Here is a 15,648-nt window from a genome sequence, read left to right as displayed (position 1 = left end):
TCTTACGTCAGAATTCAGTTTATTGTTTTATAAAGCTCTATATAATCGAAAGCAAGATAGAAAGAATTCTGTTTATAGTTTCTTGTTATAAACGAAAACTATATAGTTCGTGTGCTTGCCTTTCAGAAATCCATTTTGGAATACGTTTCATTACTTCATTTCTTATTATAGTTAAAGGTTTACTTTCTATTTGCGCCATTTTTCCAACTGTCCACGCAGTGGTTGAGATTTTTTCAATTCTATCTCTTCTTTTTTGTTCGTATTCTATAAATGCTTGACGATAATGAGCATTATTTTCGATACATTCAGCCAGAATAATCGCATCTTCAATTGCTTGACAAGCACCTTGACCTAAATTCGGAGTAAGTGCATGGGCAGCATCTCCAATAAATACGATGCGTTTGTCAAAAAATTGTTTCATTGGAGTGATGTCTACAATATCACGATGAATCATATTAACGTCAGATGCGTTTTTTAAAATAGCTGGAATGGGATTATGATAATTTTTGAAGTGATTATATAAATCTGCTGTTGTGTAAGCTTTGTATTTTGAATCTCTAGCTTTAGCGTTTATGAGTGCATACCAGTATACTTCATTGTTGGGAAGAGGGACGATACCAAATCTACCGTTTGTTCCCCAAGTTTCAATAAAATCGTTTGTTAAAGAAAGGTTATTAGTAGGAGTTACGCCGCGCCAACACGTATAGCCTGCATAACGGTAATTATCGCCTTGTGTTACTTGTTTTCGAACGACAGAATGAATACCATCAGCCGCAATGAGTATATTGCCGAGTGCTTCACTACCATCTTGAAATACTATTTTTAAGGCGTTTTCTTCATTCTGTTCTATTTTTACGCATTCTTTTCCCCATTCGACAGTATCCTCTTTTAGTTCAGAAAGTAATAATTGATGTAAATATTTTCTATGAATGGAGTACATTTTTGGATAGCAAGTTGGAATAATTAATTTATTGAAAGTAGTTCCTTTTTCGGATACAAGGTTAAAACCGTCACTTTCGTTGCCGAATTTTTTGATTTTCTCAGAAATTTCGTATAATTCCAGTGCTTGCATTGCATTTGGGGCAATGATAATACCTGCACCAGCAACAGTGGGTTCAGTTTTTTTGTCATATACTTTTACATCTAATCCTATTTTTTGTAGGGAAATTGCTGCACAAAGTCCAGCGATACCGCCACCAATAATTATGACATTATTCATTTGTTATCCCTCCACTTATAAATGACTTAACTCATAAAATGACTTAACTCATAAAATGACCAAGGTCATTTTATGAGTTAAGGTTAATTTCTTTTTATGTAATTGTCAATTAGACTTTTAACTATAGTTTTGGAAAGATTAGGTGAAAATAGAATGAATAAAGCTTTTCAGAAATGTAGAAAAGGAATTAGTAAAATTAAGCATCCGAGTAGGAGTATAGAGTGATAACATGTTACAATACAGCTAAGAACATGCAATAAAGGAGAGTTTTTTACGTGAAGATTAAAGCAATTGAACCGACGCCAAGTCCAAATACAATGAAAGTTATTTTGAATGAAGTATTACCATCAGGAGCGCGTAATAATTATACAAATGAAAATAAAGAACAAGCGCCAATGCAAGTGCAAGAAATTTTGAAAATTGAAGGCATTAAAGGTGTATATCATGTAGCCGACTTTTTAGCAGTGGAGCGAAATGCGAAGTATGACTGGAAAGTTTTATTACAACAAGTTCGTGCTGTTTTCGGCGAAGAAGTAGTGGAAGAAAGTGAAGAACAACAACTTGCTCATTTTGGAGAAGTGAAAGTGTTTGTTCAAATGTTCTTTACAATTCCAATGCAAGTAAAGTTAACAGATGGAACGACGGAAGAACGTGTTGGTTTACCAGATCGTTTTAAAGAATCAATTATGAAAGTGCAAATGTCTGCACCAAACGTTGTAAAAGAGCGTAAATGGGTGGAACAAAGTACACGTTACGGTAACTTTGAAGAAATCGGGAAAGAAGTAGTGGAAGAGATTGTTGCTGCTTATTCAGAAGAACGTGTAAATGAAACGGTTAAAGAATTATTAAATCAAGCAGGTGCTGTTGAAGTAACGATTCAAAAGCGTGAGCCATATAAAGTAACAGAAGAGATGATGAAAGATTCTGACTGGAAAAACCGTTTTGCAGCATTAGAACAAATGGATCCTACTGAAGAAGATATTCCAGTGTTGAAGATGGCGTTAGATGATGAAAAAGTTTCGATCCGCCGTTTAGCAACTGCGTATTTAGGTATGGTAAAAGGTGATGGAGTATTGCCATTATTATATAAAGCGTTATTAGATCGTTCAGTAAGTGTTCGCCGTACAGCAGGCGATTGCTTGTCAGACGTAGGTGATCCAGCAGCGATGTTCGTTATGATTAAATCTCTGAAAGATTCAAGTAAATTAGTACGCTGGCGTGCAGCTATGTTCTTATTTGAGCTTGGAGATGAAAGTGCAATTCCAGCATTAAAAGCAGCGCAAGATGATCCAGAGTTTGAAGTAGCGATGCAAGCGCGTCTAGCATTAGAGCGTATTGAAGGCGGAGAAGAAGCAAAAGGTTCTGTATGGAAACAAATGACAGAGTCTCGTAAAGGGGAATAATATATGATTGTTTTCTATGATAGTTGGTGTCCGATGTGTACGGCGGTTGCAGAACGTACGAAAAAATTAGATAAAAAAGGTAAGATGAAATTTGTTTCATTTCGAGATGAAGATGTAGTTGAGAAGTATGAGCTTTCTCAAGAACTACAAAGTAAGATGGAACAAAGACTGTATATTTTTAAAAATAATAAGTGGTATGACGGCATTCAGAGCATAGATGTATTAGCAAAGGCCGTACCATCTTATTGGTTTGCCGTTCCTTTTATAAAGCTATCTATCGTACTTGGTTTTGGAAGTAAAGTATACGATTATATCGCTAACAATAGAAAACTTGTCCCAGTTGGACATTGCCGCGGTGGGGTTTGTGAAATCCCTACAAAAAAATGAAATCATCGTAATCTTTCTTTTGCACCTAGTAATAGAGCGTGATATGATGAATTTGGAATGAAAGTTGAAGGAGAGATTACAAGATGTCAAATGCTTATGAAGAATACATGCGCCAAATGGTAATCCCAATGCGCCAAGAGTTAGTGCGTTCTGGGTTTGAAGAGTTAACTACAGAAGAAGCTGTAACAGAATTTATGGAAAATACATCAGGTACAACTTTAGTAGTTGTAAACTCTGTTTGTGGTTGTGCAGCTGGTTTAGCACGTCCATCAGCAGGTCAAGCGGTTGTTCGTGCTGAAAAACAACCTGATCATCTTGTAACTGTATTCGCAGGTCAAGATAAAGATGCTACCGCAAAAATGCGTGAATACTTCGGAGAAATCCCTCCATCTTCACCATCTATGGCATTATTAAATGGAAAAGAAGTTGTTCACTTCATTCACCGTCATGAAATTGAAGGTGCAACTATGGACGAAATTATTACGAACTTAGAGCAAGCTTTCGAAAAGAATTGCTAAAGAAGGGGGAGAGTAAATCTCCCTCTTTTCTTTATATAGAGGTGAAACAATGATCGTAACAACAGCAGGAAGAACGAATAAAGAAATGACAGATTATGCAAAGCAGGTAGCCGCAGAATTAAATCGTTCATTCGTTAAACGTAATGACATACCAGTACATAAGCTGCATGAGCAGTATGAACAAGATGTGCTTGTCGTAGGGAAGAACCGATTAGCTATTTATCCGAAAGGTACGGAAGAATCGTTTTTCTTTCATCCGAACTCAGCGATGTTTCGTGTAAAAAGGTTAATGCGTGGAGAACACGATCCGTTTGTACAAGCCACGCAATTAGAGAGAGGAATGACAGTGTTAGATTGTACGCTCGGGATGGCATCAGATAGTATTGTAGCTAGTTATGTTGTTGGTGAAAGCGGAAAAGTAACAGGACTTGAAGGCAATGAGTATATGGCTTATATTATGGAAAATGGTTTGAAAACATGGTCTTCATCCGTTTCTGAAATTGATGAAGCAATGCAAAGAATTCAAGTAAAGCAAACGGAGCATTTTTCATTTTTAGCGCAATGTGAAGACAATAGTTACGATGTCGTTTACCTTGATCCGATGTTTGAAGAAACTGTCATAGAATCCGACGGAATTAAAGGATTAAAACACTTCGCTTTGTATCATGATATTACTGACGAAACAATTGCGGAGGCAAAACGAGTGGCGAGAAAACGTGTCGTTTTAAAAGATCATTTTCGTAGTTCTAGATTTGAAAAACACAATTTTTATGTATACAAAAGAAAAAGTGCTAAGTTTCACTTTGGTGTAATTGACCCTTGCTAATTGTTTGAAAAGATGTATAATAAGCAATAATTAATTAAATATACTGTCTGTGATGAAGAGAGTAGTCTTTTTTAGAAGGAAAGCGAGCTAGGGATGGTGTGAGCCTAGTACGGAAGAAAAAGATGAAGCGCACTTCGGAGATGCTTCTTGAACGAATAGTAGAGAAAGCCGAGGCCCCCTGTCCTCGTTATAAACGGGAAAGTGGTTCGTAACGAACAACAAGGGTGGTACCACGGGTTAAAACTCGTCTCTTTTTTAGAGACGAGTTTTTTGTGTTTTAAAAAATAAGGAGGTTGTATCATGGATTATAAAATGCAGTTTGCGGAAAGTTTATCTAATATTTTCACGAATGAATTAACGCAAAAACAAATTTTAGATTTAATTGAAACACCGAAACAAGATGAATTTGGAGATGCAGCGTTCCCATGCTTTTCATTAGCGAAGCAATATAAAAAAGCACCAGCTCTTATCGCAAAGGAAGTTGCTGAGAAATTAAATAATCCGTTTTTTATGAAAGTAGAAGCCGTTGGTCCTTATGTAAATGTATTTTTCAATCGTGAAACTGTAAGTGATGCAGTATTAAAAACAGTTTTAGCGGAGAAAGAAGAGTTCGGTCAAAACCACTTTGGCTGTGAAAAAACAGTAGTAATTGATTATTCCTCTCCTAATATCGCGAAACCTTTTTCGATGGGGCATTTACGTTCTACAATGATAGGAAATTCGCTGAAACATATCGCTGAAAAATGTGGCTATGAAGTTGTAGGGATTAATTATATAGGAGATTGGGGAACACAGTTTGGAAAGTTAATTACGGCTTATAAAAAATGGGGAAATGAAGCAGTAGTTAAAGAAGATCCAATACGTGAGCTATTTAAGTTATATGTCCAATTCCATGAAGAGGTAAAAGACGACGAAGAACTAGAAGAAGAAGGACGTGCTTGGTTTAAGAAATTAGAAGAAGGTGATGAAGAAGCGGTAGAGCTTTGGAATTGGTTCCGTCATGAGTCCCTTAAAGAATTTTCTCGCATTTATGAACTTCTCGGTGTTGAATTTACTAATTTTCAAGGAGAAGCATTTTATAATAACTTAATGGAAGATTTTATTGGGATTTTAGAAGAGCATGATTTGCTTGAAGAATCAGAAGGCGCATTAGTCGTTAATTTAGAAGAAGAAGGAATGCCGCCCTGCTTAATTAGAAAATCAGATGGTGCGACGATTTATGCAACGCGTGACTTAACAGCAGCTTTATATCGTCAAAACACTTATGGGTTTGATAAAGCGCTATATGTTGTTGGTCCAGAACAAAGCTTACATTTCAATCAATTTTTCACTGTATTAAAAAAACTTGGCTATACTTGGGTTGATGGTATGGAACACGTACCGTTTGGCTTCATTTTAAAAGATGGTAAGAAAATGTCGACACGTAAAGGAAGAGTTATTTTACTCGAAGAAGTACTTGAGGAAGCAATTGAACTTGCAAAACAAAATATTGAAGAGAAAAACCCAAACTTAAAACAGAAAGAAGAAGTAGCAAAGCAAGTCGGTGTAGGGGCAGTTATTTTCCACGATTTAAAAAATGAGCGTATGCACAATATTGAATTCTCATTAGAAAACATGCTGAAATTTGAAGGAGAAACAGGCCCGTACGTACAGTACACACATGCACGTGCTTGCTCTATTTTAAGAAAAGAAAGTGTAGAATTTGAAACATGTACGTTTGCTTTAAAAGATGATCATAGCTGGAGTGTCGTAAAATTACTTAATAAATTCCCTCAAGTAATTGAAGCAGCTTTCAATAAAAATGAGCCATCAATCATTTCGAAATATGTATTAGATGTAGCACAATCATTCAATAAATATTACGGTAATGTTCGTATATTAGAAGAGAGCGAAGAAAAAGACAGCAGACTCGCATTGGTTTATGCTGTGACGGTTGTACTAAAAGAAGGATTACGTTTACTTGGGGTGGAGGCACCTGAGGAGATGTAGCATAAAAGGTGTATGTATCATTACAGATATGTATGCCTTTTTATTTGGTATAGGAGCCATGTAAGTAGTAATCTCACTTTATTAAACTAATTTCTGGGGGAATTAAAATGTAGGAATGTTTTTGTTAAATGGAGAATTGTAAGGGGTGTATATAAAAGGAGGCGTTAGACGTTGGAAACATACGATTGGAACAGTAAACTAGCGTATTTAAAAAACACGAGAGATTTATATTACAATAGCGATTATGTAAGTTTTCTAGTGAATTCAGTTTGGAAGATTTCTGATCCAGTACATGTTGTTGATTATGGCTGTGGATATGGTTATTTAGGGTTAGTTTTGTTGCCGTTACTTCCAGGTGGATCAACATATACAGGCATTGATAGCGGAGAAGCATTAATAGCTGAAGCGAGAGAGTTGTTTCGTTCCCTCCCGTATGAATCAGAATTTATTGAGGAAGATGCTACAGAAATTGAACTGAACGATAAATACGATATAGCAATCTGTCATGCTTTCTTATTACATATGAGTTCGCCAAAAACGATGCTACAAAAAATGATACATTCAATTAAAAAGGGCGGAAAAATAATCTGTTTTGAACCACATTGGATATCAAATATGTCTTCATACTCTTTAGATGGGGAGAAACAATCAGAATTTATTCAGTTAGGTGTTTTGCAGAAATTATTTGAAAGTGATACGAAAAGAAATGGTAAAGATGGCAATATAGGCATGAAAATACCGATATATTTAAGTGAATTAGGTGTGAAAAATATTGAGTGTAGAGTAAGCGATAAAGTGAACTTTTTAGATTCAAATATGCATCACAATGATAAAAACGATTTGTATCAATCATTAAAAGAAGAGGGGATTGCAGGCAATCCGGGTGATAAGCAGCAATTTATAGAATGTTTAATAGACAGAGGATTAACATATGATAATGCGCTAGCTCAATATGAAGCTGAACTCCGATTTTACAAAATATTTCATGTGCATTCTTCTTTAGTGTACGCTCCGAATATGAAAATTACATTTGGTGACATAGTATGTTAAAAGGTATGATATATAAGAATTGTCGTTTAATGTCGATAAGTCGGTATTCGACATATAATCGCTGATATATTTGAATTATCGGCGATATAATTTTATGTACTAAGTTCAGCTTTTACAAGATCAAAACTGCATGTTACGTTATTCCATATAATCAAACAAAATACAGAGAAAAGCAATCGTTTTTACTATATTTTGTTATAAATTTGAATAATATTAATTAATACCATCCATTATAAGAGATTTTAGTTGAATACATACTATATGGTGTGTAAAATCTAAGCAAGTAGCAGTTTAAATATAAATTCGAGGTGAATGCATGCTAGATTTTAAGCAGTTAGAAGCGTGTTTGAAAGATAAGAGATTTGTAGACGGATTACAGGAAATAAATAATGAAATTGCATATATAAAAGAAACGAATACTTTATCCTATGTGAAGAATTGGCTTGCCAATATTCCTTCGCATAAGGAGTTTGATATATTAATTCGCCTTACTGATGAAGGGCTTATGCACCAATACAGTTCATTTCTCATTCGCTACGCTTATAAAAAATTCCCAAGTATGAGAACGCTCTCTTTATATTGTGATGAGTTAATTGATGAGCGAAAAATTCTTGAAGCAGAGCAGTTGTTAAAATCTTCTTTAGAAGAGTTAGGTAAAGAAGAAATAGATGCAGATTTTTTAGCGAAAACATATTTTACGTTAGTACGATGTCTTTTAGAAATGAAACGAAACGAAGAAGCGCTAATGTATATGAAAAAAGCAGAGGAGTACAGTACACGTGCAGTCTTTGATAAATGGGGCTACGTTTATATGCATACAGGTGAATGGGAGAAAGCGGAAGAACAATTTATTGCTGGCATACAGCATGAAGATTGTGAAGAGTTATCTACCTATTTATTATCACAATTGTATGCGAATAAAGGGGAACAAAAACGTGCAATACAGTTAATTGATGATGCGATTGTAAAGTTTCCACAAGTACCATATTTTCATTTTGAGAAGGTAAAGTATTTATTAGATTTAGAGCAATATGAAGAAATGTTAGCGGTAATAGATAACATAAATACTCAGCTGCCATATCATGCCTATAATACTTACTTTGTACATTTACGTGCAGAAGCGTTGTACAAAATGAATAAGTTTGCAGATTTACAAAAGCTATTAAGAGAAGAAAAGAGTTTAAAAGAATCTTTATATCATAATTTAGAAAAAAATCCGGATGGAAAAAAGGTTCACTTGCCGATAGTTCCTATTGTACAAAAGGATAATTATTGTGTTCCGACAAGTTTAGAGATGATGTTGCGTATATGGGGAGAGAAACGTACACAAGATGAAATAGCAGAGTTTATTTTTGATATGACAGGTTCGAAGTTTTCAGATACTGTTTCTTATTTAGAAGAATTAGGTTATGAATATCGTTATTTTAAAGGGAATGAAGAGAATTATAAGAGACTGATTGACGAAGGAATTCCTGTTTTATTAAGTATAGATATTGAGCATGCTTCACACGTACAAGTTCTATCTGGATATGATGATACATTGCAAGCTTTCTATGTTCAAGATCCAAACTTTATAGAACCAGTTCTTGTGGAATATAGTAAATTACAAGAAAAATATCGTTATACAGGCTGTTTAGCAATCACGTTTGTTCCGAAAGAAAAGAAGGAGCAACTAGCGTTTCTAAGTGAAGAAGAAAATCGTTATTTTAAATCTATTTTTTCTCTTACGGATCATTTAGATGAACATGACAAAGAGGGAATTAGTAACTTAGTACAATTTTTAAAAGAAACGAGTGATAATCCAAATACGTGGTTATATACGATAAAGCACTTAGATGTTGAAGTAGATAAAGAATTTATTTTATATTGTATCGATAAGTTAATGGAAAAGTTTCCGAACTCGGACTTTGTTAAATTGCATGGTGCACAGTGTTTTATTCGTCTTCAGGAAGTAGACAAAGCCGAGCAAATGCTGACAAGCGTTGAGAAGAAAAATAATCGTGCATTATATCATTTGATAAATGGAAGATATGCTTTTGAGCAGGAAAGTTATATAGAAGCAATTTCAAGCTTTCGTTCATCGTTACAATTAGACGCAGATCAGCCTATTGCTTGGAGTTTTCTCGCTTTATCCTATATGTATATTGATCAATCTGAAAAAGCATTGCAATACTCTCAAGTTGCGTTAGAGCGTAGTCCTGAAAGGTTTACTTTAACGAATCACGGTATAATATTAATAGATTTAGAAAGATATGAAGAAGCATATGAAATCTTTAATGACTTGTTAAAAGAATATAAATATGAAGCACATGTATGGTATGAACGAGCGAGATGTGCACATCAACTAGGAAAATTATATTTAGCAATAAAAGGGCTTAAAGTAGCGATTCATTTGGATAGTAATGCACCTTACATTTATACAAAACTTTCGGAAATATACGAATCTGATTTGAAGGATGAGGAAAGTACGAAAGAAATTTTATTAAACGGTATTGAGAATTGTGATGATAAAGCATCTCTTTACGTAAAATTAGGTGACTATCATTTTCAAAATGATAGCTTGGAAGAAGCAGAAGTATTGTATAAGCGTGCTTTAGAAGAAAATGATGAGGATGTTTATTCTCACTTCGGACTTACACAAGTTTATATGGCAAGAGAACAATACAAGGAAGCAAAAGAATATATTCTTGGTCTTGAGAAGCAAATTGAAAAGAGCCAAGATTTCCTCATGAATGCAGGAATGGTTTTATGGGATGCTGAAATTGAACTTGGTGGAAATGAAGAAGGGTTTAAAGTAGCGCTATCTAAGTTAGAAAATGGTATAAAGAAAAGTGATTATAATGTAGCAAGTGCGTTAGATGAATATGTGAATCGAATTAAAGGAACGGAATTTGTACAACGAGGTATAGCGTTTTTAAGAACGTTACACAAAGAAAGAAATGAAGTAAGTGAGTACGGTTGTTATGCAGGTATTTTATATGAATCTATTGGACAGTACGGCCAAGCGATGAAAAGATATAGTAAGGCGATAGAACAAAAGGAAACGGCATTACCGTATTACCGAATTGGTGAAACACTTATGGCATTAGGACAATTGACGGAAGCAAAACAAGCGTATGAAACATGTTTAGAGCTTGATGGGAATTTCGTAGGTGTACATTTACAGCTTGCGGAAATATACGAAAAAGAAGAAAACCGTTTTAAAGAACAAAGTCATATGGTTCAGGCGATGAAAGAAGAGCCGTTGCATATTAATATGGAATATTTGGCACAGCTTTCAGTAGATATGAATCTTCAGGAAGAATTGTTGACTGAACTAGAACAATTAGCGGAAGAAGTACCTGAAATATGGCGTTTAGATGCGATTGCATATGTGCATGGTGCGATGAATGAAATAGATAAAGAACAAGCACAGATTGAATACGCGCTACAATTAGATGGTGAGCATATAGAAGTTCTATATCATTATGCAAAAGTATTAGTGAAAAAAAGAAATGTAAAAGCAATTGAAGTTGCAATGAAAGTAATACAAAAAGATTTTGATAATGAACGTATATTTGATGTTTATGTAAAAGCAGTAGAGCAACATAAAAAATTGTCTAACATACGAGATTTTCTTCATACGTTAAAGGTGAAAAAAGCAGAAAGAAGTACAGCATTCATGTATGCTGCAGCTGCGGTTACGGAAATATGGATTGAACGCCAGCTGCATGAACAGCCGAAACGATCTATCATTACGAGAGCTTTTTATCGTATGAAAAATCGTGCGAAAGAAATTTCAATGGTTACTATGATAATTGATTTATATGAAATCTCTTTAAAGTTAAATCCGAAAAATAGTATGGCAGCACAGCGATTTGCGCTATTTTATGAGAATGTAGAGATGAATAAAGAAGCGATAGAGATTCTGCACACCTCACTAGAAAATAAATGGGATTATGAAGTAGCGAAGCAACTTGTAAATCTTTTCGTTGAGTGCGAGGAAGAAGATATGTTAAGAGATGCTTTGGAATTAACGAAGCAAATGGTTCGAGAACTACCAGATGATTATGATACTCTTCTTCTGCAAGCACAAGTATTCTTTAAAGCAGGGGAAGAAAGAAAAGCAGAAAAGATTACCTTACAATTAACGGAGCAAACACCGTTCGTAAGTAGAGCATTTCTTGCTTTAGGAGAAATATATCAAAGTCAAGAAAGGTTTGAAGAGGCAATTCATGTATTAGAAAATGCTTCTATACATCATCCAAATGAAACAGCAATTCTTCTTTCTTTAGCATCTTCATATCATGGTGCCGGCCAAACGATAAAGGCAGAAAAAATAACAAATGAAGTATTAATAATTGACGCGAGTGATTTGTTAGCAAGATATGATCGAGCTTGTTATTTAGCACAGTTAAATAGAAATGAAGAGGCGAAGGAAGAGCTTGAATTTGTCCTTCGTGAGGATGAATCGGGATTCTTTGCTGAACTTATTGAGGATGATGAAAATTTAGCAGCATTGCGAGAATTTGAAAAGTAATTGTATAAGAATAGGGGAAAAAGATAAGGATATATTTTGAATTAGTTGACAATTAGTTGCTAAATGGCATAAAATAACTTTTAACAAAGTATACAAATCTGAAGACGAGAAAGAGTAAAATAGTGAGCTGTTCTCCAGAGAGCCGGTATATTGCTGAAAGCCGGTGTGCAGACGTTATTTGAAAATCATCTCCGAGGAGCCGAGGCTGAAAGTAAGTAAGCCCGGACGGATGTCTACCGTTACAAAGAACACGTATGATAGTACGTTGCTAAGTGCTATTAGTGAAAAAGCTAATAGAATTAGGGTGGTATCGCGGGTAAACCCGTCCCTACTTTATAGGGACGGGTTTTTTGTGTGCTTTAAAATATTCAAAGGAGTGATTGTATATGGAAAAAGTAGATGTAAAAGAATCAGCTGTAGGAAGAGAAATGCGAATTCGCAAACAGTGGAACGAACAAAATATTTTCGAACAATCAATTCAGAATCGAGAAGGCGCACAGTCTTTCGTATTTTATGAAGGACCACCAACGGCGAACGGACTACCGCATGTAGGTCATGCACTTGGACGAACAATTAAAGACTTAGTAGCAAGATATAAAACGATGGCTGGTTATAAAGTGTTAAGAAAAGCGGGATGGGATACACATGGTTTACCTGTAGAATTAGGCGTTGAGAAGCAACTTGGTATTTCTGGTAAACATGAGATCGAAGAATATGGCATTGAACCATTTATTCAAAAGTGTAAAGAGAGTGTTTTCACATATGAGAAGCAGTGGCGTGAATTCACTGAAAGTATTGGTTATTGGGTAGATATGGATGATCCATATGTAACTTTAAAGAATCCATATATCGAAAGTGTATGGCATATATTGGGGACAATCCATGAAAAAGGATTGTTATATAAAGGACATAGAGTTTCACCATACTGCCCAAGCTGCCAAACCTCATTGAGCTCACATGAGGTTGCACAAGGGTATAAAACAGTAAAAGATTTAAGTGCAACTGTGAAGTTTAAAGTGAAAGATAGTGAAAATGAGTATTTCTTAGGTTGGACCACAACACCTTGGACACTTCCAGCAAACGTTGCGCTTGCTGTCCATCCAAATATGGAATACGTTAAAGCAAAACAAGAAAGTCATGTATACATTGTTGCGAAAGAACGTGTACAAGAAGTATTAAAAGAGAATTATGAAGTATTATCTGTTCATAAAGGCGAAGAATTATTAAACACATCTTATGCAGCCCCATTTCCGATGAAAGAAGTTACAAATGGTTACCGCGTTATCGCAGCAGATTTTGTAACAGCAGATAGTGGTACAGGACTTGTTCATATTGCTCCAGCATATGGAGAGGATGATTATAGAGTCGTTCAAAGTGAAGGATTGTCATTCTTGCACGTTGTAGATGAAAAAGGTGAGTATACAGAAGCAGTACCATTTTTGAAAGGAAAATTTGTAAAAGATTGTGACGTGGATATCGTTCGTTATTTAGCGAAGGAAGGTTTACTGTATCATAAAGAAAAATATGAACATAGCTATCCGCATTGCTGGCGTTGTGATTCACCACTACTTTATTATGCAGGAGAAAGTTGGTTAATCCGAACAACTGCAATTAAAGATACATTTTTACAAAATAATGATTCTGTTACTTGGTATCCGGATCATATGAAACATGGACGATTTGGTAAGTTTTTAGAAAATATGGTGGACTGGAATATTAGCCGAAATAGATATTGGGGAACGCCATTAAACGTATGGGAATGTGAAAGTTGTAATCATCAGTTCGCACCGAAAAGCATTGCTGAATTAAGAAAGCATAGTACGAACGAAACACCAGAAGATTTGGAATTGCATAAGCCTTATGTAGATGAAGTGCAAGTCTGCTGCGGGAAATGCGGAGGAACAATGAATCGTACACCAGAAGTAATTGATGTTTGGTTTGATAGTGGTTCTATGCCATTTGCACAATATCATTACCCATTTGAAAATAAAGAGTTATTTGAAGAGCAGTTTCCAGCGGATGTTATTGCAGAAGGAATTGATCAAACACGCGGCTGGTTTTATAGTTTATTAGCAGTCTCAGCACTGTATACAGGAAAAGTACCGTATAAACGAGTGTTATCATTAGGGCATGTCTTAGATGAAGAAGGACAGAAAATGTCTAAAAGTAAAGGGAATGCACTAGACCCAGTTGATTTAGTAGATAAGTTTGGTGCAGATGCGCTAAGATGGGCTTTACTTGTTGATAGTGCCCCGTGGAATGCGAAGCGTTTTTCTGAAAGAACAGTACTGGAAGCGAAATCTAAATTTGTAGATACATTAGTCAATGTGTATAGCTTCTACGTTTTATATGCAAATTTAGATGAGTATAATCCGAAAGAAACGTATAATGTAAAGCTTACGAAATTAGACGAATGGGTATTATCAAGATTGCATAGTACAACGAAAAAAGTGAGAACAGCACTTGATGATTATCAATTTACGAATGCAGCTCGTGAAATTGCAGCACTTGTAGATGAAGTGAGTAACTGGTATGTAAGACGCTCACGTAATCGTTTCTGGGAATCTGGTATGAACGCTGAAAAAGCTGCTGCGTATGAGACACTTCATGAAGTACTTGTAACAATTAGTAAATTAATTGCACCATTCACACCGTTTGTCGCGGAAGACATTCATCTTAATTTAGAAGGAAGTAGTGTTCATTTAGCTGATTATCCAGTTGTAAATGAATTACTACTTCAGCCGAAATTAGAAGCGGAAATGGATGCTGTTTTACAAGTTGTTGAACTTGGAAGAAGTAACCGTAATCAGCATTCTTTAAAAGTAAAACAGCCGCTAGCAGAACTTGTATTACTTGAGCATAACGAGAATGATATGGATTGGGAATCTTATCGTGATATCGTTATGGATGAGTTAAATGTAAAAGCGTTCCATGTTGAACTCGATGAAACAAAATACACATCATATCAATTGAAGCTTAATTTTAAAACAGCGGGGCCGAAGTTCGGTAAAAATGTGAATGCAGTGAATGGTTGGCTAAAACAATTATCACAAGAAGAAGTGCAAAACTTTGTATCAACAGGAAGAGCAGTTTACGAAGCAACACCAAGAGAAGAAGTAGTTGTAACTGCTGAAGATGTGTTAGTTGAGAAAGTTGCAAAATCAGGATTTTCTAATACGACTAACGGACAATACACAGTTATGTTAGATACGAATGTAACGGAAGAATTGTTACAAGAAGGAGTAGCGCGTGAATTCATTCGTGCGGTTCAAGAATATCGTAAACAGTTGAATTTACCAGTTAATTTACGAGTCGATGTTATTCTCGATACAGAAGTAGAGCTACAGCGAACGTTAACGAACCATAAAGATTTATTGGAAGAAAACTTACTCGTTAAACAATTTACATTTGGTCACTTAACGAACGAAGACGATGAACTTTCTTTAGGTGAGACAAAACTTAGAATTAAATTAAGTGCGGCTAATTAAAGAAAAAAGGAAGTTGGAATGATTCCAACTTCCTTTTTTGTATGATTAGAATTTATTTGACTATACATTCGATAGGATTACTAGCAATTTTCTTTTTTCATAGCGTACCGAAAACAATACTGTAGAAATATATTTCTACAGTATTGTTTTCACTTTACACATAAATATTGAGAAAATTTCACTTACCTCAAATGGAAAGGTAATAGAATTGTCCATAGAGAATTACTCCTAGATTCAATTTTTATCCCT

At 35.1% G+C, this 15,648-nt stretch carries 9 protein-coding genes and 2 other annotated features; of the genes, 8 read left to right on the top strand and 1 reads right to left on the bottom strand.

The features are described from left to right. Window positions 1-85 precede the first annotated feature (85 nt). Window positions 86-1,219: an FAD-dependent oxidoreductase gene (locus tag N2V92_RS24345; protein WP_016077796.1), complete on the bottom strand. Its 1,134-nt coding sequence runs from the start codon at window positions 1,217-1,219 to the stop codon at window positions 86-88. 275 nt (window positions 1,220-1,494) lie between these two features. On the opposite strand from N2V92_RS24345, the gene N2V92_RS24340 reads away from it, so the two are divergent. The 8 genes from N2V92_RS24340 (at window position 1,495) to ileS (ending at window position 15,399) form a co-directional block, all read left to right on the top strand. Next, a complete protein-coding gene (locus N2V92_RS24340; protein ID WP_000692582.1) occupies window positions 1,495-2,622 on the top strand; it encodes a conserved virulence factor C family protein in 1,128 nt (375 codons plus the stop codon). A gap of 3 nt (window positions 2,623-2,625) precedes the next feature. Then, a complete protein-coding gene (locus N2V92_RS24335) occupies window positions 2,626-3,009 on the top strand; it encodes a thiol-disulfide oxidoreductase DCC family protein (RefSeq protein ID WP_000634874.1) in 384 nt (127 codons plus the stop codon). 83 nt (window positions 3,010-3,092) lie between these two features. After that, window positions 3,093-3,527, top strand: coding sequence for a BrxA/BrxB family bacilliredoxin (locus N2V92_RS24330; RefSeq protein WP_000063708.1), 435 nt, complete (start codon window positions 3,093-3,095; stop codon window positions 3,525-3,527). Between the two features lie 49 nt (window positions 3,528-3,576). Next, a complete protein-coding gene (locus tag N2V92_RS24325; RefSeq protein WP_016077794.1) occupies window positions 3,577-4,353 on the top strand; it encodes a class I SAM-dependent methyltransferase in 777 nt (258 codons plus the stop codon). Window positions 4,354-4,393: 40 nt separating this feature from the next. Beyond that, window positions 4,394-4,608, top strand: a binding site (T-box leader). Window positions 4,609-4,653: 45 nt separating this feature from the next. Then, window positions 4,654-6,342 carry an arginine--tRNA ligase gene (gene argS, locus N2V92_RS24320; protein WP_016077793.1) on the top strand — a complete coding sequence of 563 codons (1,689 nt, stop codon included), beginning with the start codon at window positions 4,654-4,656 and terminating at the stop codon, window positions 6,340-6,342. Window positions 6,343-6,513: 171 nt separating this feature from the next. Continuing rightward, window positions 6,514-7,392: a class I SAM-dependent methyltransferase gene (locus N2V92_RS24315; protein WP_016077792.1), complete on the top strand. Its 879-nt coding sequence runs from the start codon at window positions 6,514-6,516 to the stop codon at window positions 7,390-7,392. A 316-nt stretch (window positions 7,393-7,708) separates the two neighbouring features. Then, the gene (locus tag N2V92_RS24310) at window positions 7,709-11,911 is read left to right on the top strand and encodes a bacteriocin-processing peptidase family protein (RefSeq protein WP_016077791.1); all 4,203 of its coding nucleotides are present in this window, start codon (window positions 7,709-7,711) and stop codon (window positions 11,909-11,911) included. A gap of 92 nt (window positions 11,912-12,003) precedes the next feature. Next, window positions 12,004-12,244: a binding site (T-box leader), on the top strand. Between the two features lie 53 nt (window positions 12,245-12,297). Further along, window positions 12,298-15,399 (top strand): isoleucine--tRNA ligase, encoded by a 3,102-nt coding sequence (gene ileS / locus N2V92_RS24305; protein ID WP_016077790.1) that lies wholly within the window; start codon window positions 12,298-12,300, stop codon window positions 15,397-15,399. Window positions 15,400-15,648: the final 249 nt, after the last annotated feature.

The sequence above is a fragment of the Bacillus sp. CH_48 genome (assembly GCF_038008465.1).
GTDB lineage: Bacteria > Bacillota > Bacilli > Bacillales > Bacillaceae_G > Bacillus_A > Bacillus_A thuringiensis_S.
Note: the sequence above shows the minus strand (reverse complement) of the source record. Positions and strands in the feature narration are given on the sequence as shown.

What these genes read in the sequence shown, in the direction of transcription:
- N2V92_RS24345 (WP_016077796.1), bottom strand. Translation starts at nt 1,219, where the DNA reads ATGAATAATGTCATAATTATTGGTGGCGGTATCGCTGGACTTTGTGCA.
- N2V92_RS24335 (WP_000634874.1), top strand. Translation starts at nt 2,626, where the DNA reads ATGATTGTTTTCTATGATAGTTGGTGTCCGATGTGTACGGCGGTTGCA.
- N2V92_RS24330 (WP_000063708.1), top strand. Translation starts at nt 3,093, where the DNA reads ATGTCAAATGCTTATGAAGAATACATGCGCCAAATGGTAATCCCAATG.
- N2V92_RS24325 (WP_016077794.1), top strand. Translation starts at nt 3,577, where the DNA reads ATGATCGTAACAACAGCAGGAAGAACGAATAAAGAAATGACAGATTAT.
- argS (WP_016077793.1), top strand. Translation starts at nt 4,654, where the DNA reads ATGGATTATAAAATGCAGTTTGCGGAAAGTTTATCTAATATTTTCACG.
- N2V92_RS24310 (WP_016077791.1), top strand. Translation starts at nt 7,709, where the DNA reads ATGCTAGATTTTAAGCAGTTAGAAGCGTGTTTGAAAGATAAGAGATTT.
- ileS (WP_016077790.1), top strand. Translation starts at nt 12,298, where the DNA reads ATGGAAAAAGTAGATGTAAAAGAATCAGCTGTAGGAAGAGAAATGCGA.